We start from the raw sequence: 21,862 nt of genomic DNA on the forward strand, positions 1-21,862 counted from the left end.
TAATGCTATTAGCATAGCGCTATTCTCTCCCCTGTTTATTGGCACCATAATCTACATGGCTCACTGCTCCAGCAGCTAATGCAGCAGTGCCAATGATTCTGAAGTATTCGTCATTTTGCCCATCACAAAAGCCAGATTAGCGGCAGCGACCAAAGAAGCGGCATGCGCGTCAGCGCTCATTTGCTGCGCATTCAACAACCCATTGGCAGTCTCATTAGCCACTGTTATGGTGCCGACACCATTGCGATAAGATTCCAGTGCGGCGTCATAGGTAATAAAGGAGGTTTTCACCAAATTGAGTGCCGCCTGATTGGATTCAAGCGCAGAGCGCAATGTATCTGCCGCCACCACGATTTCACGCACTGCCAACTCCTGCGTTTTCTTAAATCCTTCGGCAGCAACTGCGGCTCGGGATTCTGCCTCTTTCACCCGCGCCGCGCGAATTCCGCCATCATAAAGAGGGACACTGACGCCGACCAAAATACTGGAAGATGAGGTTTGTTGGCTGATGCCGGGCAAGCCCTGAATATCAAAACGCCCATCCCCCCCCGCCACAGCCCCGGCCAGATAGACTTTCGGCAAGAAATCAGCTTCCGTTGCTTTGATACCCGCTTTGGCGGCTTCAACCGCCGCATAACTGGCTAACACATCCGGCCGCTGGGAAAGAGCCAGCCGAATCATTTTTTCGGTAGGTGCGCTGATCCCCTTTGGCAAAGCACGATCCTCGGCATACCCGACTTTGATATCCAATGACGGAGAAACGCCCATCGCGCCCAGCAATGCCTGATAAGCATCACGTTCAGTGCCCTTTGCCATCACGCGACGTAATTCAGACTGTGCAACCTGCTGCTGCGCCAGCGCCACTTCAACTGTCGTCGCGACCCCATTCTTACGGCGTTCCTCGGCAGCATCTTGAATTTTTAAGCTATTCTTCAGTGTTTGCTCTGCTATCTGGCGCTGAGTTTGTGCCACGCCATATTGGAAGTAACTGCGGGTGACATCATAAATGAGCTTTTGGTGCATACCATTGAAGGTCACATTCGCGGCATAGGAAGTCTGTTTAGCGGCGTCAAGCAGCGCGCTGCGCTGACCAAAATCAAAGATAAGCCACTGTAATGCCAAAGCAGGAACCACTGCACTGCCGGAGGTTTTTAGATCCTTATCGCCGCCAATCGCGTAAGGTAACGGCGTGGTGGTACTCTGGTAGCCGCCAATCACACTCGCTGAAATGATAGGTAAAAATATCGCCTCCCCCATTCCTACTGCCAGTGCTGCTTGCCGCGCTTGTTGCCAGGCAATTCGAGTATCCGGATTCTGACTTTGGGCGATATCAATCAATTCTGGTAACGAATAAGCGCGGTCACTTTTTATGGTCGGCGGCGGGGCCAATTCCGCCACCAACGGATTCGGTGGGACAGAAAAGTTACCGCTCCCCACCGAAGCATTGGCATCAGGCGACCAAGGTTCGGTATAAGATGCAGGTGCAAGATCCAAGCGATCTGTAGCACAACCGGCGATCAACATGCTCAGACTCAATACCGAGCCAGTCAAACTTATTTTGACTATCCGGGCCGTCAATACAACGTGCGTCATCATGTCATCCAATTCCCAGAAGTTCCTCAAGCCGCTTTATACGTTGTTGAATAGTCAGATCAATTGGCAATAGCTCTTTTTGTAATAACTCTTGCCGTAATGATGCGCCATTCTGTTTTTGCTCATTAGATAATGCCGTAGCATCGCCACCTGTCGAAAGCCGACGCAATTGTTCTACATCGGACGCCGATTTTTCAGTGGGGAGAAACAACACCGGGCACAACTTGCCCATTTCAGCCAGTATTGCTTGTAAGCGCGCACACTCTTCTCGCGAAGGGCGCAATTGCGCGGGTTCGAAGGGGATCAGCGCCAGCTCTTCTTGCGCACTGTTAATCTCCGCCTCAACAGTGGTGGCCTCTCTTAGCGCCGCAGGCCGTGCATCGGGCGATAATGCAGCCAAATTGGTTAGCGATTTCAAGGCATTATTGATATGGACACGCACCGCATCTGTAATCGCCACCGGCCACAATCGGGTGAAAATCACATATACCACCAGATTACCCAGCAAAATACCCAGCACTCTATCAAGGGCCACGCCCAGATCGGTACTCGGCCCAAAACCTTGCAATACCGTCAGCAGGAAGGCCAATCCTACCTGTACACCGGCATACGCGATGCGCTCACTGCCACATGACACCCAAGCGGCCAATAGAATGCAGCCAAACACCAACGCCATTAATTGCCCAATATCATTCAGATGGGGAATGATGAAGATAATCGACAGCACCCCCATCAGCGCCCCAATCAAGCAACCAATAATCCGTAAAACCAGTTTATGCACCGTCTCGCCGGTGGTGCCCAGCGCCGCAACATAGCAAGTGATCATGGCGGTATGAATATCCTGCCAGTCCAACGCGGTGTAAATCAGATAGCAAATCAGCGCCGCGGCCGTCGTTTTCAGAGCAAACTGCTGATGAACAGGATTGGTGAGGGCATCTGCGGCAAAGAATGAGGATTTCGGCGCATCCAAATCTTGCCCACTCTCCCCGGTCGCCAATGCTCTCAGCGCGTTGCTGATTTCCTTGATTTCATCACTGGCACTTTCACTAGCAAAGTGAGGAATATCAACCACATTTCTCGCCAAAATTGCCTGTGCCGCAGCACTACAGTAGCTCGCCAGTTCAAGGCGCACATTCTTCGGTGAGGCTACAGGTAAAGCCGAGGTCGCCAACAGTAACCGGTAACTGCTTTTTACCGCGTTCTCCAGCCAAGCCGCTTCAGCCGAGGGGCGCAGATGAAAAATACGCACAAAAAGCGCCCGTTGTTGATGCTCATTTTGCCCTTCTTGTAGCAAATCCCCAACACCGGCGAGGTTGGCGGCACTAGGTTCGCGCAATGCCTCCGCCACGGTAGATAGCCGCTCGGATAAGCTGGCGCGCAATAACGTCTGAGGTGCCCGGCCAAAGAAAAGGTTGAAGCCAATAATCAATAACATCGGGGAAACAGCCATTAGCCAAGCATACAACAGCCCCCGCGTTGCCACTTCCCCCATGGGAATATTGCTCAGCAACGTCATCACAAAAGCAATCACCAGCGCAATAATACTGCCGACCGGGCCGAGTTTGCTGGCCGAGCCGAGATAGAGAAACAAAAATGAGCTGACAATCAAAGCCGCCATGCGCAATGGTGCAGCTTCCAACGTGAAGTGGATAAGTAGGAATACCAAACCGACGACCAGCGATACCAATATGGTGATAGCAATAGCCATCACCATGCTCTCTACACCATCCGGTTTCATCACGAAAATAATGAGATAACAGCTGAGCGCGGATTCTGGAATGCCGTAGACCATAGCAACCAGAGTCATCAATGCACAAAGCGCAGCAACGCGCCAGGCCATCGCCACCCGCCCGGGGAAATAGGCTAAATCAGCTTTTGCCTGGCGGATGATGCCGCCAAGGGTACCGTCAGCAACCGTCGTCATTACGCACGATAACCACGGCAGTTGCCCCAACTCGCATCAGGTCCTCCGGCGGTTTTTCCAGACTGATTCTCACTGGGAAACGCTGGACAACACGCACCCAATTTAATGACTTCGGCACATAAGGCAGGCCACGCGGGATATTCAACATATCTTCAGAACTCACGCCCCAACCAATCCCCTCGACCCGCCCTTGAATCGCGCGCTGTCTGTCCGCCATCACATACACAGTGGCACAATCTCCCACTTTGATATGCTTCAATTCTGTCTCGCGGAAAAATGCTGAGGCATGCCAATGTTCGGTATTAATGAGAGTAAAAATGGCCTGATCCGGGACAACAAACTCCCCTGTTGAGACAGTCAACCCGACAACCCGGCCATCGTGGGGCGCACGAACTTGTGTATTCGCCAGTTCGCGTTCGGCAATCGCCAATGCTGCTCGTCGTGCCACCACCAGCGCTTCAGAGGCGGCGGTACTGCTCACCAAAGCCTCTGCGGCAAACGATTGTTTTAATGCTTGTTTTAGGCTGACTTCGGCATCATGCTTCGCCGTCGCTGCATCATCGACCTGCTGCGCGGTAACATAGCCTTTCGGGAGCAAAGGTTGCAGACGGGCCAATGTCTGAGTGGCTAATTTGAGATTGGCCTGCGCTCGGACAATTTGTTCATTAGTAATTGCCGCGTTGGATTGCTCAGCGACCACAGTCCGTTGCTGAGTATCGCGGGCGGCCTCCGCCATTTTCAACTCGGCCTGCGCCTGTTCGACTTGTAGCCGATAAAGATCCGGATCAATGGTAAACAACAGGTCGCCCCGCTGAACTTTGCTATTTTCCTCGACATTGATCGAGATAATACGGCCCGGAACCGCGCTGACAACATGCACCACACTGGCTCCCAGCTCTGCATCCTCAGACAACGGATTCAGTGTGGTCTGCCGCACTGACAGCCAGCCGAAAATCACGGCGGCAACAATGATAACGCCAGCAACAATGAGTGCCAGTTGCCGCTTGCGCCCACTCCCCTGTAGTTTATTCATATTTATTATTCATCGCGTAAACAGTAATAGGGAACAGATGAATGCCACAGCCAGCGCCAGGCAGACATACACCAATAGCCGCCAGGGCAGCACGTCATCAATACCAACGCGAATAAATACGACACGAGCAATCACCGCCGTGATTATTCCGATAAAAGCGCAAGCCATCCAGGAGGGGAAATAGGAACCCACCAAGGAAAATGAGGGCGCTGCGGCACCTGAGCAGCCACTCAGGGCGATAGCGGATAACAGAACCCATGGCCCACGCCATAGATTCGGTTTTATGGCACTTAAAAGCCCCTGCTGCTTCCTGAGGGAAGTCATATTATTCATTGAACAACCTCAATTAACTCGCGATATCCCATCAGAAATTTAAGTTTATGACTATAAACAGCGGCTACGAATGGCTTTCCAAAGTGTTTTTGAAAATTTGCCCATCTTTCATAATGACCCGAAATGCTTTCTCTGGTTGAGCGACGAGTTGGATATCATCCAGAGGATTGCCATCGACCAGAATCAGGTCAGCCAGCGCACCATTTTCTACAACGCCCAATTTTCCTGGGTAAGGATTTCTGGGGCCAGAAAAGGCGCAGAGTTCAGCATTAACACTGGTTGCCATTTTGAGGACTTCAATCGGTGAGTACCACCGGGTCAGTTTGGCTAATTGCGCACCTTGCCGGCTTGCCAGTCGGGCATCAAACAGAGTATCAGTGCCCCATGCCGTCTTAATGTTGTATTTTTTCGCCAACATATAAGCAGTATCCGTGCCCGCCACCATTTCAAGTTGTTTGGCCCGTGACGCCGGACTTGGTGTTGGCACCGCATCTTCATCATCAAGGAAAGGTTGCAAGCTCCACCAGATGCCTTTTTCGGCCATTAGCTGCACAGTTTCCTCATCCAACAACTGGCCATGTTCAATACATTTAACCCCACCTTTGATAGCCATAGTAACAGCGCGCGGGGTGTAGGCATGGACGGTCACATAGGTGCCCCAGTTTTCAGCTGCGGTGACTGCAGCTTGGATTTCTGCTACAGAACCCTCAGTCACATCGATGGAGTCATACATGGAGCTGACACCACCACCGGCCATATATTTGAGCTGCGAAGCACCTCGCATGAGTTGTTCTCTGGCGCGCAACAATACTTGATCAGCACCGTCAGCGATCGCCGTCATCCCTACACGTTCGGCGTAACTTAGTGGATCTGAGGGGGTGTGCGGCAATTCACCAAGTAAACGAAAATCGCCATGCCCACCGGTCTGAGTGATGAATGCGCCCGATGGGAAGATTCGCGGGCCAGTGGCGACATGCTCATCAATCGCGCGTTTCAAGCCAAAAACCGGCCCGCCCATATCACGCACAGTGGTAAAACCGCGCATCAAGGTGGCATCAGCTTCAGCAATGGCCAGCGCCTGAATATAATTAAAATCCGCCGTCATGGCGGTCATCATCGACGGGCGAGCCATAATCGCATGCCAGTGAGCATCAATCAGCCCCGGCATCAATACGCCGCCACCACCATCAATAAGCTCCACATCCGGCGAAAGCGGTGTATTCGCAGGTTCAACCGATTTGATTTTGTTGCCTTCGACTAATACTCGTAGCCCGTCTCGCAAGTGGTCTGAAATACCATCAAAAATGCGAACATTAATAAAAGCCACCACACGCACCGCATTGGCAGTTGCATCGCTTTTTTGTGGTTTTGCTCCCGGTACCGCTGCCGCAACAGTGGCCGCGGTGATAGGGGTTGATTGGGTCGCTTTCTGGGAAAATACTGTATTAATACGCACGAATGCCGGGCTATTACAGAGGCAACCTTCGCCATGTGTGTGGGGGAGCTGAATTAATGGCATGTGAGACATAAAGTTCTCCTTAATGAACAGTCCCTCAATAAAAAATCAGAGGGCGCGCTCTCGATCATAGAACAAATTTTCTCATAACAGCTTATTTTTATAAAAAAATTTGACCAGAAATAGTGTTGGAACTCTAATCCTGACCTGATAGCGCCGATAGCTGTATTTTTATTATTTACCGGAATGAGCCGATGGGATCGGCTGTATTTCTCATATTAGGTAAAAATGCAGATGGTATATACTTTTCACTATTATCATTTAGCCTATTAATTCTGATTTTTTTTAGCAAGTATATTATTTGCTCAACTTGCTACCCTAGATCATATCAATCTCTGGCAACCTAGAATTATTTATGGCAATATACGAAACATATATGTTTCGTATAGGTGTTTTATGGGAATTGTTAAAATATCTGATTTGATGCATGAGAATCTTCGCATCGCCAGTAACGCCATGAGCCGCTCAATCAATGCACAAGCCGAGCACTGGCTCAAAATGGGTATGCTTGCCGAGCTTTATCCTCAGTTGAGCTATCACGAACTTGCTCGCGCACTGGTTCAGGTGGAATTACAAGGTGGAGCGGACATTGCCAGAATCATCCAGAGTGAAACCCATAAGCTTAATAAAGAAGAGAATGCACAATGACAGAAGTAAAAATCCACTCACTAGCAGAAATTGAAATGGCGCGTGCCGCCGGCCAAGCTGCTGCAAAAGTGTTGGAAATGATTACACCCTATGTCCTTGCTGGGGTCACAACGGATGAGATTGACCGGTTGTGTCACGATTACATTGTTAACGAACTAAAAGTTATTCCTGCCAATATTGGCTATCACGGCTATACGCGCACAGTTTGCACCTCGGTGAATCATGTGGTCTGCCACGGAATTCCGTCCGATAAAAAACTCAAAAATGGCGATATTGTGAATATTGATGTCGCCATTATTAAAGATGGTTGGTATGGCGACACCAGCAGAATGTACTTTGTCGGTGAGCCTTCCGTGAGAGCTAAACGACTGGTGGATATCACTTATTTATCGATGGTGGCGGGGATTCAGGTAGTACGTCCTGGGGCAACACTCGGAGATATTGGGGCGGCGATTCAACAGGTGGCGGAGGGGGCTGGTTTTTCTGTCGTAAGGGAATATTGTGGTCACGGTGTGGGCCAGGAATATCATACTGCGCCACAAATCCTGCACTACGGGGCACCAGGAGTAGGCATGCCGCTTAAAGCGGGGATGATTTTCACCATCGAGCCGATGATTAATACCGGTAAAGCGGCCACCAGCGTACTGGCGGATGGTTGGACGGTCGTCACCAAAGACCGCTCCCTTTCAGCCCAGTGGGAACACACCATTGCTGTGACGGAAACCGGCTATGACCTGCTGACACCATGGCCAGAGGGCACCGGAGAATACGCCGCAATCTAGTCATCACCTGATTCGTGGCAATCACCTTATTCGTGGTAAACAACTGGCCACGAATAAGGGAAAAATCGCCGCTCAGTACCTTAGCGGTAATAAACCGCAATATGCTGATCTTGCACTTTTTCTATCCTGATTTTTATATCAAAAATTTCTTCCAGGATATCCGGCTGCATTATTTCTTCGGGTGCACCGCGATAGATAACTTCGCCGTCTTTCATCGCAATAATATGGTCAGAATACGCAGAGGCGAAGTTGATATCATGAATGACCAATATGATGGTTTTATTCAATTCATCGGCCGCACGCCGCAATTGCTTCATCATCGCGACACAATGCTTCATATCCAGATTATTTAATGGCTCATCCAACAGGATATATTTCGTATCCTGGCACAGCACCATGGCAACATAGGCGCGTTGCCGTTGCCCACCTGACAGTTCATCAAGATAGCGGTCTTTCAGCGGCATCAAATTGAGGAACTCCATTGCCGCATCAATATGTTGGCGATCATTTTCATTGAGCCGCCCTTTCGAATAGGGGTAACGGCCAAAGCCAACTAAATCCGCAACTGTCAGCCGGCTGGTAAAATGATTTTCCTGCCGTAAGACGGAGAGGATAGTCGCCAACTTATCGCCAGAAGTTGTGGCAACATCCAGCCCATTATATTGGACACGCCCGAGATCTGGCGTCAGTAAACGGCTCATAATCGACAATAACGTCGATTTACCCGCACCATTTGGCCCGATGATTGATGTGACTCCACCAGACGGAATGCTCTCATTTATATTATTGAGTACCGTTGTACTCTGGTATTTTTTATTAATATCAGTTATTTCAATCACACCGGAGCCTTTTTTATTAAAAGATAAATAAACAGCGCGCCACCCACAAACTCAATGACCACGGAAAGCGTTCCCGACATGTTCAATAAACGTTCGAGGATTAATTGCCCACCGACCAACGTAATCACCCCCAGCAGAAAGACCCCCGGCAGCAAATATTGATGCCGGAATGACCCCACCAGTGGATAAGCCAGATTAGCAATGAGCAAACCTAAAAAGGTTAATGGCCCAACCAGTGCCGTCGATATAGCCACCAGCAAGGAAACCAGCAGCAAAATAGCGGTAATTCTTTTCTGGTAGGCAACCCCCAGATTAATCGCGGTATTTCTACCCAACGCAATAATATCGAGGGAATGACGCATACGCCAAATGACAATCGCCACGATAATAATTATCCCAGTAGACAGGGCAATAATTTCCGGCGCAGCTCGCGTAAAGGTGGCAAATACCCTACCCTGCAAAATAGCAAACTCCCCAGGGGAGAGCAGGCGCTGCATCAAGCTGGATAAACTGCGGAACAAAGTGCCACAAACCAACCCGACCAATAATACCTTGTGAAGATTGATCCCGACACCGGTCAGCAACCAGCGATACAGAAATACCGAGAACAGCAGCAACAAGGCCGACTCACAAAGGAATTTCCCTGTTATTCCTAGCACCCTGAACCCATTGGCATCGACAAAAAAGATCAACATCGTTTGAATTAGGATAAACAGCGCTTCAAGCCCCATCACTGACGGCGTCAAAATACGGTTATTAGTCACTGTTTGGAATAATACGGTGGCAATACCGGCAGCAAACGCGACCAATACCATAGTGGCTAAAATAAGGCCGCGATGCACCAGAACATACTGGATATTGCCCCGAAGATTAATTGTCATGAAAATGATAATCGCGGCAAGGGCGATAATACTCAATAACAATAACCGCTTTGCTGGCGAGCTGAATGTTTTACTGTTCTCTTGAGGAAGAGAGCGTGAGGAAGAATACTCATTAGCCTGCATGACGTTTTGTCCTAACGATTAATAATAGGAAAACGAGTGCGCCAATTGCGCCCAGAATAACGCTGGCAGGTATTTCAAATGGGTAACTGACTAACCGACCAATAATGTCACATAACACCACCAGCCCACCGCCACACAACGCCACCCAAGGAATGGTTCGACGCAGATTATCCCCCATCGCCATACTGACAATATTGGGTACAATTAATCCGAGGAAAGGTAGCACGCCAATTACCACCACCACCACGCCACTGACAATGGCAATAATGGACATCCCCATTAGCATAACCCGCTGATAATTCAGGCCAACATTGACGGAAAAATCCCGCCCCATTCCGGCGACAGTAAAACGGTCAGCGATTAAGCAGGCAATCAGCGTTAATGCGCCCACGATCCACAGCAGTTCATAACGGCCCTGCAACACGCCGGAGAAATCACCCGATTCCCAACTGCCCAATGATTGCAACAGATCAAACTCCATTGCCAGGAAGGTTGTCACCGCGCTAAATACCGCCCCCAGCATAATGCCGGTCAGCGGCACCATCAGCGCCGATTTCATTCTCATTCGTGCCAGCAACAGCATAAACAGTGCCGTCCCGCCCATGGCGAATACAGTGGCAACCAACATCTTAACCATTACCGGAGCCGCTGGGCTAAACACCATGACTAATAATAATCCGAGACTAGCCGACTGGGTGGTGCCTGCAATCGAGGGTTCGACAAATCGGTTCTGAGTGAGCATCTGCATAATAAGACCAGCAACACTCATAGCACTGCCGGCTAAAACTAATGCTAGCGTTCGCGGCACGCGACTTATCAAAAAAATATCGCGCATGTCGGGATCTGACCAGACTTCGGCCAATGTGACATTACCAACACCAATAAACAGGCTGCATGTCATTAGGCCCAGTAAAATAACCAGGCCCGCAATAAAACTAAGATTTTTCATTAGTGAGAATTACTGCGCGGAGGCTTGTTTATCCAACACTGAACTGATTTTATCCATCAGTTGCATATAACTCTGCACGCCACCGGCAATATAGAGCGAGGCAGAATCAAGATAAATTACGTGATTATTTTGCCATGCTTTGGTTTTATGAATCAGTGGGTTATCCAGAACCTGTTGTGCTGACTGGTTTTCAGTACGGCCAATAGCATTATCGCGGTCAAGGACAAACAGCCATTCTGGATTGGCATCAAGAATAAATTCGGAGGTTACCACATTGCCATGATTACCGGCTTCAGTGAAACTGGCCGCTGGCGTAAATCCTAACTCATCAAAAATAAAACCAAAACGCGAGCCTGGTGTATAAGCAGACATTTTTCCACCACTGACCATCACTAACATGGCAGACCCAGCGTTAGCTGATTTCTGTTTGATAGCATTAATCTGAGCGGTAAATTTACCCAGCAGGGTTTTCGCTTCTTCTTCTTTACCAAAGATAGAGGCTAATTGCTCCGTACGTTGAGTCAGACTTTGGGTAAAATTCTTAGGATCGATATCCAGTGAGATGGTCGGGGCAAGAGCGCTAAGTTTGTCATAGGTATCTTGAGCACGACCGCCCGCAATAATTAGGTCAGGTTTAGCCTGGCTAAGAGCTTCATAATCCGGTTCAAATAATGTGCCCGCATTCAGATATTCTGCACCCGTGTATTTGGATAAAAAGGCCGGAAGATGGGTGCTGGTCTGGGGTACACCGGCTACTTTGATATTCAGAGCGTCGGCAATATCCAATGTCGAGGGGTTCAATATGATGACTTTTTGCGGATTAAGCGGAACCTGAGTAGTACCTTGTGCGTGCTCGATAGTGATTTTTGATGTTTCTTCAGGGGTCACAGAGGAATTATCACACCCGGTAAGCACAGCAGTCAGTGCCAGTAATGATGAAAATAAAGCTAAACGTAATCGCATTTTCTCTCCTGAAAAGTGGAATGTGGATATCCTTGATTGGGAACGCCAATGATTTGCATTACTAATCTCAGGATAATACCGACATATGCCGATAATTAACAGAAGATAAAAGCCCGCGAATGCGGGCTTGAAAGGAAAATGAGACTTAACGACTAAAACCAATATTGTCATCAATGACGGCATTGGGGCCAATAGGCACTCGGCCTGGTTTGCCCAGTTGCAGTTTATTGAACACAATTTTGTCCCGCCATACTTTACGCAGAAAATCTTCAAACACCTGAATAGTCAATTGCTCACCAGGGCAGCGGCGATAACTGAACCCAAAAGGTGCAAATCCTGCATAGTCACATACAGGTTTTGCTTTGCCGTCTACTACACCAAATACTGTACCAAAACCGCTGTTCGTCACCGCAACATTGCGGCCATCTTTTACCTCCAGTGAGGTGATATCAAACGGGCAACGAGCAAGGCCAATTTGCTGACATTTTTCTTCGGTTATTTCAGCGCTAGTGGGAACTTTAAGATAGCGATCGGGGGAGAAATCGTCAGGATCTTTCCAGTGAACAGGGCTAAAACTGGTGCTGGTATGTGGTGTGCTGATATAACTGTGGCGCTCAAAAGGTAGACCAAATCGTTTGTGAGGCGACTCCCCATAAGCGGAGGTTCGCGCATCTTCAACCGCAGAAATACTGCCGCCATTCGGTGAGATAGTGCGGAATAACTCCATGACAAATAATTCTAATGGTGTGTAAGGTGCACCATTGGCATTATCGAAATCACCACTCATGGTTTTTTTAAATGCTTCTCGTACTGTCGGATCGCCTTCATTTTCACTCAACCGCGACATAATACCGAATAAGGTATTGCCCCACTGGCTGAAAGCCACAAAGTTATGGAAGCATTCAAACACGATATCTTTCTTACTGAAGTTTTCACCATTACCGGCATTTTTCAACCAATACCACGCCATGGTTTTTTCTGGATTAGCCGTCCGCCCGTTGTTGATGTCATCAACACGTTCATCAATCCATTGTTTGAGGAAATCGAGTTGTTTGCGTACTGTCATGTAGTTTTCATAAACAATCGGCTGTAATGGATCACGGTAGGCTAATACCGTATTGAATGACTCACCAATCTCTCGGACTTGTTTCGGGATGGCATCACCTTTAACCCCTAAATGTAGATCCCAATAAATATCAAAATAGTAATCCAAATAGTGGCGCATAAAGGGTTTGTTGGCGAACTGTGGCTCCATTAATTGATCGAAAAATGCCACCACTTTATCCCCATACATCGGGCGGTACAGATCCGGTGTCACTGCTGTGAAATAGATACGTTTACGAAGATTATGTTCTCCACGTTCCTCTAAACCTTGCAGAAAAACCGTCACCCCTTCAGAGGGCGTGGGTTTCCAATCTTTATAAATCAAGCCCCAAAGGTCATAAGGTAAGGCGTTCTCTTTAGTAAAATTCAGATCGATCATTGGTAGCATCGGCCTTTCACCCTCATAAAAACTAGTCAGGAAGAAAGGGACGACGGCATTTTCTACATAAGCTCTATCAAAATTAGCGGGAATAGTTTCACGAAAACGTGCCAGCGCAGCTGCTATTTTATCTGGCAATGCATGCTCTCCTGTTGCTGCATTACCTGCTGCCACGGCTCCGGCGGTGGATGTCCCAGCAGCTAAGCCTAACGCTGCAGCTCCTTTCAAGAATGTACGTCTTTCCATATCTGCACTCCTCACATTGAAAATAACACATGCCAGTTATTGGTTTTTTAAAGAATATATAAACGACGTTAATATATTTATATTCCACCACTGAATATAGCGACCTAAATCACAGTTGCATTATTTCTGAGTCACAGTTTTGGCTGAGATCTTTATTATTATTTATCATTCCAAACCAATAAAAAGGCAAGATTATTCTTGTATTAAAAATAATAAAAAATGCTAACCACATGAAACATTAATTAAAAATAATTTCTTAGAAGACATTGACTCTAAGATAAGTATCAAAAAATTTAAATTTCAATTCCTTGGGTTCAAACTCGGTGTTTAATTAATTTATCGACATTTTTTGTTGCCATTATTTAAATAAAATTATATTCCACTAAAACTGCATGGCTATTCGGTGTTAAACTCGTTTTTTACCAAAACTGGCGTAGAGTCATCCTGATAGTTTGGGATTCAGGCTGCTGTGAGGGTTTAGCAACAACACGTTCGTAATTCACAATAATATCACCGCCGCCCCAAGCTCTTATGCCGATTCCCGTGCCTAATCTCAAGGTATTGGCCGCATTATCCTGAGCGAGATTATCAATATGAGTTTCACCACCGACATTGTAATAACTATCCAAAGATAGCCATATTTCAGGTGTAATATTACGGCTGGCATGACCTTCAATGATAACTAATGGATCTTGCCCGAGCTTAGAGGCACCCGCGACCTGATAATTATCATTAGTGGTAAATACCGTCGTGGTGATATAGGTCTAAAGCCACGTCCAGCCTTGGTCTGGCGTATAACTATAATTCACTGTCGGCGAGAAAACCCAGCGGTTTGAACTCGGGTTAAGAGCAGAGTGAGCATCATATTCACCCAATGGGGTTCCAAGATAAAAATGAAAACTGGAGAATGTCTCAGGAATAAAAGATCGAAATTGTTCGCGACTCAATGCCGGGCCGCCAAATAAATTTATCTGCCACAACATGCCAATATCAGAGATTCCTCGAGTAGAAGCGCGAAAGTCACCGGAATGGGTTTCAACATAGCGATAAGGGAGCACCAAAGAAAGACCGCCCGTCCTCCCCCAGTAATCCATCGTCCGAGTAAGCATAAAAGATTGAGATAATACATTTGCCCTAACATCAGAGGTAATATCCATACCATCTTCGGGTGTCACCGATGATGAATAACCTGCATTGTAAAATCCAAGCCACGCATCAATAGGTGCATTCAAATAATCTCGAGCAGACCCACAAAGAGCAGTGATGGGGAGAAAAGCCGCGGTAAGATAAACTAATGGGTATAATCTGAGATAAATATACATGATTGCTATTCTCACTTAATCAAGGAGACATTCATACACTCAGCTATTTATACTCTCGGTTAAAGACTAATTTCCAGATAATTCTAATCACAGCAAACACAATAAAAGTGTTTAAACGTTATTTTTATTTTATCCAGACAATAAATCTATCCATTTTAAACGATAAAAACGCGGGCTACCTCTTTGGTATTATTATATTTAACGAGAAAAAATCGATTATCTAGATATAATTACCGGACTGAAGCTCGGCAATTTCTACGTCAATATCTATCCTGGCCAGCGTGATGACATCCGGCCAAAATAAAAGCGGTAAGGGGCACCCAATTTAAGATACTTACCGCTAGTTTTGTTGCGCCCACCCGCAAAAATCGTGTAAATACCGAACAGATATATGACAATTTTGTGAACAATCACTAAAGTAAGGATAATTAATTTGACCTATCTACGCGGGTAGATATACTAAAAGGACGGGTTAATATTAATTTTATCTAATATTTCCTTATCAAGCTCAGTCTCACTTGTTTGACCCCGACGACTGAGTAAAGGCCAATAAACACGCATTGACGCGTGAACATGATGCTTCAACACCAGGGGAACCTTTTTAATGACTTCACTAAATAGCTCGGCGGCAGACAATGCTCCATCAGAGAGCATGGCTGCAGAAGAGCGCTTGGCTACGCCCGAGGGTCGCAAAGACTTTTGGCGCGCAACCTTTTCGTGCTGGCTCGGTACGGCCATGGAGTATGCAGACTTTGCACTTTATGGTTTAGCTGCTGGCATAATATTTGGTGATGTCTTCTTCCCTGAAGCAACACCTGCAATCGCGTTATTGTCCAGCTTTGCCACCTACTCCGTCGGCTTTATTGCCCGTCCTATTGGCGCGCTGCTGTTCGGAAGATTAGGGGATCGCAAAGGCCGGAAAGTGGTCATGATTACCACCATCACCTTGATGGGCGCCTCCACCACCCTGATTGGTCTAATCCCAAGCTACGCCTCTATCGGCTTGTGGGCTCCGGCCTGTCTGGCTTTCTTGCGCTTTATGCAAGGGTTGGGAGCCGGTGCTGAGCTGTCTGGTGGTGCGGTGATGTTGGGGGAATATGCTCCTGCTAAAAGGCGCGGTTTGGTCTCGTCTATTATTGCATTAGGTTCTAACAGCGGCACACTACTGGCGGCACTCGTGTGGTTGCTGGTCTTGCAAATGGATAAGCAAACTCTGCTCGATTGGGGCTGGCGCATTCCATTCCTGTCCAGCATTTTAATCGCCGGTGCTGCACTGTTTATTCGTCGCCACATGCGCGAAACCCCGGTATTTGAACGCCAAAAACTGGTGCTGGAACAACAGCGTCAACAAGCATTGGCACTGGGGCGCGAGCATACGGTTGAAGTGGATAACCGCACTTTCTGGCAGCGCAGTAAATCATTCTGGATTATGGTGGGCTTGCGTATCGGCGAGAACGGCCCGTCTTATCTGGCTCAGGGCTTTATGATTGGTTATGTCGCCAAAGTGCTGATGGTGGATAAATCAGTGCCAACCATGGCGGTGTTCATCGCGTCCTGTCTGGGCTTCCTGATTATTCCACTGGCGGGTTATCTGTCAGACCGCTTTGGCCGCCGCATTACCTATCGCTGGTTCTGTCTGTTATTGATTATCTATGCTTTCCCGGCATTTATGCTGCTGGAAACCCGCGAGCCTATTCTCGTGATAGGGACTATCATTGTTGGTATGGGTTTAGCATCACTGGGTATCTTCGGTGTGCAAGCCGCGTGGGGTGTGGAGCTGTTTGGTGTGACTAACCGCTATACCAAGATGGCAGTCGCAAAAGAATTAGGCTCCATTTTGTCCGGTGGGACTGCGCCATTGATAGCAGCGGCCATGTTGACATTCACCGGCCACTGGTGGCCAATTGCGCTGTACTTCGCCGTAATGGCCGGGATAGGGTTTGTCACCACGTTCTTTGCCCCAGAAACACGTGGGCGTGACCTCAACTTGCCAGAAGATGCGATTTAACCGCGTAAAATAGGTTTCGAAGTTACTGACAAACTTATTAATCATAAGGTGAGTGAAGGGTTACCGCACCCTGGGGCATTCTGGCGACTGGCATCGCTACGGCCCCAACGGCACGTTTCCCCTTCATTTGACTTTGCCAGCAGCCTAATTCCCGATATTGTATTAAGTAAATGAAAGGGTTGTATGGCATCTGTATTCAGATTAAGTAGGTAACTTTGGTTAACCCGCAGTCTCGTCGTATTACACGTTCTGATGTCGCGCGCGAAGCAGGCACTTCTGTCGCGGTAGTCAGTTACGTCATCAATAATGGACCACGGCCAGTCGCCTCGGCCACCAAACAGCGCGTGCTTGATGCGATTCAAAAAACCGGTTACCGCCCCAATGAAATAGCCCGATCACTAGCTCGCGGTACCACTCAAACATATGGTCTGATTGTTCCCAATATTTCTAACCCTTTTATTTCTTCCATGGCCCACGCCCTGCAACGTGAAGCCTTTGCTAACGGGCAAGTGTTGTTATTGGGAGATGCGGGCGATGACCGGCAGCGCGAACGCGAACTGATCAATAATCTGCTACATCGTCAGGTTGATGGCTTGTTGTATACCAGTGTTGACCGCCATCCTTATATTGAATTAATTCAAACCACTGGCACCCCCTTTGTCATGCTCGACCGCGTCGATGCTGCACAACAAATCTGTGCTATTCGTGTGGATGAACGCGCCGCCGCGTTTCAAGCAACACAGCATCTAATTGAACATGGCCATCGCGATATCGCCATTATTTGCGGCCCGCTGGATATGCTCAATACTCAAGATAGGTTGAATGGCTGGCGCGATGCATTGCAACAAGCGGGGTTAAGGGTGCGCAATGAGTGGATTTTCCCGACCACATACACCCGCCCAGGGGGTTATCAGGCCGCACAGCAAATGCTGAAAGGGCCATTGCCGCAGGCGCTATTCACAACTAACGAATTACAGGCTTTTGGTTGTTTGCGGGCCATGTCCGAGCATAATCTGACCGTCCCGAAAGATCTGGCGCTGGTCTGTTTTAACGGCACCATTGAGTCTGAATATAACGTGCCGTCCTTGACAACAGTGCGTCAGCCGTTGGATATCATGGCGAAAACCGCCATCGAGATGCTCAAAAACTGGAGCGGTGAACCCATAGTTCGCGAGTTCGATTTTTCGCTACAGATCGGTGAATCCTGCGGCTGCTCCCATACCCAAAGAAATTGATTTCCCATAATAAAAAGATAAAAAAAATATGCGTTTAATTATTGATTGTGACCCAGGAAATGGCGTGCCCGGCGCCAATGTCGATGATGGTTTAGCATTAGCGCTGGCCATCGCCGCCCCAGAAATAGCGTTGGAATTAGTGACTATCGTGGCGGGGAATACCCCAAGCGAAGTCGGATTTTCTGTTGCCCATGATTTAGTGACCCGTCTGGGGGTGAATATCCCCATCATGCGGGGCGCGTCACAAGCGCTGGTGGAGCCGGCGGCGCTTTGGCGCGACAAGCTGGATAATGGCGCGGCCAGAAATGGATTAACTGCACTTTGGCAACAAACGCCCCTGCCGCCCATGGTGGCCTCCAATGCGCCCTTAGCGGCCCATGCTATCGGCGAATTAATTTGCAATAACCCCGGCGAAATAACCTTGGTGGCCATCGGCCCACTGACAAATATTGCCCATGCCATGCAGCTTTACCCGCAAATGGCGTCATCGGTGGCGGAAATTGCTATCATGGGCGGTGTGTTTAATGTCGAGGGCTATTTTAAAGACACCAATTTTGGTATCGATCCCGAAGCCGCGCATGTGGTACTGACCAGCGGTGCTAACATTACATTGGCACCTTTGGATGTCACTACGCAGACCCAACTGCTGCATCAGGATTTAGATAAGATTGCACAAATTGACTCTGTACTCAGCCGTTATCTGGTAGAAACTTTGCGCCCGTGGATAAGTTACTCAATGCAAACACGGCAACTGCCGGGTTGCTGGGTTCATGATGCCTTGGTCGTCGCCTGGTTGCTGGATAAAAGCATCGTGACCACCACCAGCGACTATGTCGATGTCGCGCTGGAAGGGGCGCTAACCCGCGGGATGACCTTGCGCTTTAGCCCGCAAAATCTGCGTTTGGATGTTGGCATTCCGGCACCACAGGGCAAGCCAGTAAAAATTTTGCAATCCGTTGATAATAAAAAGCTCTTGGATATCATTTACCAATCCTTGAGCAATTTCACCTAATCTGGAGCCACTCACCCCAACTGAGACTGACTATGCTGACATTGCTTCATCTGCTTTCTTCTGTCGCCCTGCTGGTGTGGGGCACACACATCGTCCGCACCGGTATCATGCGAGTTTATGGTGCCGATTTGCGCCGGGTACTGAGCGCCAGCATCCAGAAAAAACCGACGGCGTTTATGGCCGGGATTGGCGTCACCGCACTGGTACAAAGCAGTAATGCGACCGCGTTGCTGGTCATTTCGTTTGTGTCGCAGGGGCTGATTTCATTGTCTCCAGCCCTGGTGATTATGCTAGGGGCTGATGTCGGGACCGCGCTGATGGCGCGGGTGCTCACCTTTGATCTCTCTTGGCTGTCGCCATTGCTGATTTTGGGTGGGGTCATTGTCTTCCTCGGCCAACGTAAAGCGCGCGTGGGCCAGATGGGCCGCGTATGTATTGGCCTCGGGCTGATTATTCTGGCGCTGCAACTGATTGTGACGGCTGCCGGGCCGATTACACAGGCGACCGCAGTTCAGGCCATTTTCTCTTCTCTGACCGGCGATACCATTCTAGCGCTGTTGATTGGCGCGCTGTTCGCCATGATCAGTTATTCCAGTTTGGCTGCCGTGCTACTGACCGCGACACTCGCCGCTACCGGCTTAGTGCCACTGAACATCGCGCTCTGCATTGTAATTGGTTCAAATCTCGGCAGCGGGTTGCTGGCCCTGATCAGCAGCCGTGGGCAGAATGCCGTCTCTCGCCAAGTGGTGCTGGGGAGCCTGCTATTTAAAGTTATCGGCTGTATCTTAATTGTCCCTTGGGTCAATATGTTAGGGAAATGGCTGTTCGGGCGCAGTTTACCCGCCGCCGAAGTGGTCATTTACTTCCACGTTTTCTATAACCTGCTGCGCTGTTTGTTGATGCTGCCATTTGTTGGCGTGATGGCACGAATTTGCAGCCGGTTGATCAGTGATGACCCCAATATTCCCCAGCCTTCAGCGCCACGCTATCTCGATATTACCGCTATCGACACCCCGTCACTGGCCTTAGCCAACGCCGTGCGAGAAACCCTGCGCATGGGTGACGTGCTGGAGCAAATGCTATTTCGCTTTAAAGAAGTGTTGGAGGGGAATAAACAGCAAAAACATGAAGTCAGCTTGTTGGAAGATGAAGTCGACATGCTGTATAGCGCGATAAAACTGTATTTAGCCCAAATTCAACAAGATGAATTAGGCGAGATTGACTCACGCCGCTGGGCGGAAATCATTGATACCGCAGTTAATCTCCAGCAGGCGGGCGATATTATTGGCCGCATGACTTCAGATGTCGCCGCTAAGTCGCTCAATGCACGTAAGCCGTTTTCAGCCGAAGGGTTTGAGGAATTAAATACCTTACATGCCCGATTGGTCACCAACCTCGATTTGGGCATGTCGGTATTTTTATCCCGAGATATCAATAATGCCAAGCGCCTGCGCCGTGCCAAGCATCGTTTCCGTTTGCTGAACCGCCGATACTCCCACGCCCACGTCGAGCGTTTGCATCAACAAAACGTTCTGAGCATTGAAACCAGCAGTCTGCATATGGGGCTATTGGGGGATATGAAGCGCTTGAACTCATTATTCTGCTCAACCGCTTATCATGTGCTGGAAGTGCCGGAAGAGGCGCTGGACTAAGCCGTAAAATGGAGGGCGCGATCATATCGCCCCTCCCCTATGGGCTGTTTAGCCGCAGCTTATTTTTTCGCCGCAGATAAGCAGATAGTCCGGGTCAACTCATACGATTTTACAAAGGAGCTGATTGGCAGAAATTCAAACGGCGAATGGAAATTATGCGCGCCTGTGAAATAGTTAGGTGTTAACAGCCCTTTGCTGGATAACGCCGCACCATCCGTTCCGCCCCGCATCGGGATCACATTAGGCTCAATTCCCAACTGCGCCATGGAAGAGAAAATAAGCTCGATAGCTTGCTTATCTTCACCAATGGAATTGCTGATATTGCTGTAAACATCGGTCACTGAATAGCTTAACTTGGCGCGTGGATAACGGGCAGAGATCTTTGCCACCGCCTCGCCAATTGCGGCTTTACGGGCCGCAAATGAAGTATTATCAAAATCACGGATCGCCATTTTCAGTTTGGCATGGTTGGGGTTAGCCACCATATCGGTAAACCAGACATAGCCCTCGCGCCCTTCGGTGTGTTCTGGCGTCTGTTGTGGATCAAATTCGCTGATAATGTCATAAGCGACACGGATAGGATTGATCAGCACATTCTTGGCTGACATGGGATGCGCCGTCACACCAATAATATCAATCTCCGCCGAGGCCGCATTGAAGTTCTCATACACCACTTCGCCCAGTTCGCAGCAATCGATGGTGTAAGCAAAATCAACATCAAACCGCGCCAGATCCAGCGCCTTGGCACCGCGCAAACCAATCTCTTCATCTGGCACAAATGCCACGATAATATCGCCGTGCTTATCATCCGCGCTCAAGTTTTCCAGCAGTGTCATCACCACCGTTACCGCCGCTTTATTATCCGCCCCCAACACACTGGTGCCATCACTGAAAATAATCTCTTCATCTTGATAACGTAGAATTTCCGGGTGTTCCGCCGTGCGCAGATAGATGCCCTGTTCTGGGTTCAAGCACAAATCACTACCGGTAAAGCGCAAGCGCTGCGGATGAATATCGGCTGACAAACCAACATCAACGGTATCAATGTGAGTGATAAAACCAATGCGTGGCGCTGTAGGCTGGTTGCCCGGTTTACGGGCGGTTACCGTCGCATGTTCATCAATAATGATATCTTCCAGCCCCAACTGCCGTAATTCATCGGCCAACATTTGCGCCATCTTATGCTGCCCCGCCGTGCTCGGCAGCGTGTCAGAGGCGGAGTCACTTTGGCTACTGACGGACAGATAGCGGAAAAATCGTTGAGTGAGTTGTTCTGAGAGTGCGATTGTCATTTCTTATTCCTTATTCATTTTATTTTTA

General features: G+C 48.7%; 19 protein-coding genes. 6 read left to right on the forward strand and 13 right to left on the reverse strand.

Annotation, left to right across the window (positions count from 1 at the left end):
• Positions 1-75: 75 nt before the first annotated feature.
• From DXZ79_RS16640 to DXZ79_RS16660, 5 genes are all read right to left on the reverse strand, one after another.
• Positions 76-1,596, reverse strand: coding sequence for a TolC family protein (locus DXZ79_RS16640; protein WP_120011465.1), 1,521 nt, complete (start codon positions 1,594-1,596; stop codon positions 76-78).
• Between the two features lies 1 nt (position 1,597).
• Positions 1,598-3,517, reverse strand: a complete 1,920-nt coding sequence (locus tag DXZ79_RS16645) for an FUSC family protein (RefSeq protein WP_038630693.1) — start codon at positions 3,515-3,517, stop codon at positions 1,598-1,600.
• Entirely contained in the window at positions 3,501-4,550 is a 1,050-nt protein-coding gene (mdtN, locus tag DXZ79_RS16650) for a multidrug transporter subunit MdtN (protein ID WP_038630691.1), read from the reverse strand. Before mdtN ends, DXZ79_RS16645 begins: the two co-directional genes overlap by 17 nt.
• Positions 4,551-4,559: 9 nt before the next feature.
• Positions 4,560-4,883, reverse strand: a complete 324-nt coding sequence (locus DXZ79_RS16655) for a YtcA family lipoprotein (protein ID WP_042562477.1) — start codon at positions 4,881-4,883, stop codon at positions 4,560-4,562.
• A gap of 64 nt (positions 4,884-4,947) precedes the next feature.
• Complete coding sequence (locus DXZ79_RS16660) at positions 4,948-6,411, reverse strand: metal-dependent hydrolase family protein (protein ID WP_050292397.1); 1,464 nt, start codon at positions 6,409-6,411, stop codon at positions 4,948-4,950.
• Positions 6,412-6,795: 384 nt separating this feature from the next.
• Between DXZ79_RS16660 and DXZ79_RS16665 the strand changes: the two genes are divergently transcribed.
• Both DXZ79_RS16665 and map read left to right on the forward strand, forming a co-directional pair.
• On the forward strand, positions 6,796-7,047 hold the full coding sequence (locus tag DXZ79_RS16665; protein WP_038630687.1) for a ParD-like family protein: 252 nt from the start codon (positions 6,796-6,798) through the stop codon (positions 7,045-7,047).
• Positions 7,044-7,829, forward strand: coding sequence for a type I methionyl aminopeptidase (gene map / locus DXZ79_RS16670; RefSeq protein WP_038630686.1), 786 nt, complete (start codon positions 7,044-7,046; stop codon positions 7,827-7,829). Before DXZ79_RS16665 ends, map begins: the two co-directional genes overlap by 4 nt.
• A gap of 80 nt (positions 7,830-7,909) precedes the next feature.
• Here the strand turns inward: map and DXZ79_RS16675 are convergent, their stop codons facing one another.
• The 7 genes from DXZ79_RS16675 to DXZ79_RS21030 all read right to left on the reverse strand — a co-directional run bounded on the left by DXZ79_RS16675 (position 7,910) and on the right by DXZ79_RS21030 (position 14,635).
• Positions 7,910-8,668 (reverse strand): iron ABC transporter ATP-binding protein, encoded by a 759-nt coding sequence (locus DXZ79_RS16675; RefSeq protein ID WP_050292395.1) that lies wholly within the window; start codon positions 8,666-8,668, stop codon positions 7,910-7,912.
• A complete protein-coding gene (locus DXZ79_RS16680; protein WP_038630680.1) occupies positions 8,665-9,672 on the reverse strand; it encodes an iron chelate uptake ABC transporter family permease subunit in 1,008 nt (335 codons plus the stop codon). Before DXZ79_RS16680 ends, DXZ79_RS16675 begins: the two co-directional genes overlap by 4 nt.
• On the reverse strand, positions 9,662-10,621 hold the full coding sequence (locus DXZ79_RS16685) for an ABC transporter permease (RefSeq protein WP_004392204.1): 960 nt from the start codon (positions 10,619-10,621) through the stop codon (positions 9,662-9,664). The genes DXZ79_RS16680 and DXZ79_RS16685 overlap by 11 nt, the downstream gene beginning before the upstream one ends.
• 9 nt (positions 10,622-10,630) lie before the next feature.
• Positions 10,631-11,584 carry a siderophore ABC transporter substrate-binding protein gene (locus DXZ79_RS16690; protein WP_038630676.1) on the reverse strand — a complete coding sequence of 318 codons (954 nt, stop codon included), beginning with the start codon at positions 11,582-11,584 and terminating at the stop codon, positions 10,631-10,633.
• Between the two features lie 145 nt (positions 11,585-11,729).
• Entirely contained in the window at positions 11,730-13,313 is a 1,584-nt protein-coding gene (locus DXZ79_RS16695) for a cytochrome P450 family protein (protein WP_038630674.1), read from the reverse strand.
• A 419-nt stretch (positions 13,314-13,732) separates the two neighbouring features.
• Complete coding sequence (locus DXZ79_RS21025; protein ID WP_235202965.1) at positions 13,733-13,942, reverse strand: hypothetical protein; 210 nt, start codon at positions 13,940-13,942, stop codon at positions 13,733-13,735.
• 135 nt (positions 13,943-14,077) lie between these two features.
• The gene (locus DXZ79_RS21030) at positions 14,078-14,635 is read right to left on the reverse strand and encodes a transporter (RefSeq protein WP_230852390.1); all 558 of its coding nucleotides are present in this window, start codon (positions 14,633-14,635) and stop codon (positions 14,078-14,080) included.
• A gap of 604 nt (positions 14,636-15,239) precedes the next feature.
• On the opposite strand from DXZ79_RS21030, the gene DXZ79_RS16710 reads away from it, so the two are divergent.
• From DXZ79_RS16710 to DXZ79_RS16725, 4 genes are all read left to right on the forward strand, one after another.
• A complete protein-coding gene (locus tag DXZ79_RS16710) occupies positions 15,240-16,643 on the forward strand; it encodes an MFS transporter (RefSeq protein WP_038630672.1) in 1,404 nt (467 codons plus the stop codon).
• Between the two features lie 239 nt (positions 16,644-16,882).
• Positions 16,883-17,878, forward strand: a complete 996-nt coding sequence (locus DXZ79_RS16715; protein WP_050292411.1) for a LacI family DNA-binding transcriptional regulator — start codon at positions 16,883-16,885, stop codon at positions 17,876-17,878.
• A 28-nt stretch (positions 17,879-17,906) separates the two neighbouring features.
• Entirely contained in the window at positions 17,907-18,890 is a 984-nt protein-coding gene (locus tag DXZ79_RS16720) for a nucleoside hydrolase (RefSeq protein WP_038630670.1), read from the forward strand.
• 32 nt (positions 18,891-18,922) lie between these two features.
• Positions 18,923-20,542: a Na/Pi cotransporter family protein gene (locus DXZ79_RS16725; protein WP_038630667.1), complete on the forward strand. Its 1,620-nt coding sequence runs from the start codon at positions 18,923-18,925 to the stop codon at positions 20,540-20,542.
• Positions 20,543-20,601: 59 nt separating this feature from the next.
• On the opposite strand, the gene pepT is transcribed toward DXZ79_RS16725, so the two are convergent.
• Complete coding sequence (pepT, locus tag DXZ79_RS16730; protein ID WP_120011466.1) at positions 20,602-21,834, reverse strand: peptidase T; 1,233 nt, start codon at positions 21,832-21,834, stop codon at positions 20,602-20,604.
• Positions 21,835-21,862: the final 28 nt, after the last annotated feature.

The sequence above is a fragment of the Yersinia rochesterensis genome (assembly GCF_003600645.1).
GTDB lineage: Bacteria > Pseudomonadota > Gammaproteobacteria > Enterobacterales > Enterobacteriaceae > Yersinia > Yersinia rochesterensis.

What these genes read in the sequence shown, in the direction of transcription:
- mdtN (WP_038630691.1), bottom strand. Translation starts at nt 4,550, where the DNA reads ATGAATAAACTACAGGGGAGTGGGCGCAAGCGGCAACTGGCACTCATT.
- DXZ79_RS16645 (WP_038630693.1), bottom strand. Translation starts at nt 3,517, where the DNA reads ATGACGACGGTTGCTGACGGTACCCTTGGCGGCATCATCCGCCAGGCA.
- DXZ79_RS16665 (WP_038630687.1), top strand. Translation starts at nt 6,796, where the DNA reads ATGGGAATTGTTAAAATATCTGATTTGATGCATGAGAATCTTCGCATC.
- DXZ79_RS16720 (WP_038630670.1), top strand. Translation starts at nt 17,907, where the DNA reads ATGCGTTTAATTATTGATTGTGACCCAGGAAATGGCGTGCCCGGCGCC.
- DXZ79_RS16660 (WP_050292397.1), bottom strand. Translation starts at nt 6,411, where the DNA reads ATGTCTCACATGCCATTAATTCAGCTCCCCCACACACATGGCGAAGGT.
- DXZ79_RS16640 (WP_120011465.1), bottom strand. Translation starts at nt 1,596, where the DNA reads ATGATGACGCACGTTGTATTGACGGCCCGGATAGTCAAAATAAGTTTG.
- DXZ79_RS16680 (WP_038630680.1), bottom strand. Translation starts at nt 9,672, where the DNA reads ATGCAGGCTAATGAGTATTCTTCCTCACGCTCTCTTCCTCAAGAGAAC.
- DXZ79_RS16685 (WP_004392204.1), bottom strand. Translation starts at nt 10,621, where the DNA reads ATGAAAAATCTTAGTTTTATTGCGGGCCTGGTTATTTTACTGGGCCTA.
- DXZ79_RS16710 (WP_038630672.1), top strand. Translation starts at nt 15,240, where the DNA reads ATGACTTCACTAAATAGCTCGGCGGCAGACAATGCTCCATCAGAGAGC.
- DXZ79_RS16725 (WP_038630667.1), top strand. Translation starts at nt 18,923, where the DNA reads ATGCTGACATTGCTTCATCTGCTTTCTTCTGTCGCCCTGCTGGTGTGG.
- map (WP_038630686.1), top strand. Translation starts at nt 7,044, where the DNA reads ATGACAGAAGTAAAAATCCACTCACTAGCAGAAATTGAAATGGCGCGT.
- DXZ79_RS21030 (WP_230852390.1), bottom strand. Translation starts at nt 14,635, where the DNA reads ATGTATATTTATCTCAGATTATACCCATTAGTTTATCTTACCGCGGCT.
- DXZ79_RS16695 (WP_038630674.1), bottom strand. Translation starts at nt 13,313, where the DNA reads ATGGAAAGACGTACATTCTTGAAAGGAGCTGCAGCGTTAGGCTTAGCT.
- pepT (WP_120011466.1), bottom strand. Translation starts at nt 21,834, where the DNA reads ATGACAATCGCACTCTCAGAACAACTCACTCAACGATTTTTCCGCTAT.
- DXZ79_RS16655 (WP_042562477.1), bottom strand. Translation starts at nt 4,883, where the DNA reads ATGAATAATATGACTTCCCTCAGGAAGCAGCAGGGGCTTTTAAGTGCC.
- DXZ79_RS16690 (WP_038630676.1), bottom strand. Translation starts at nt 11,584, where the DNA reads ATGCGATTACGTTTAGCTTTATTTTCATCATTACTGGCACTGACTGCT.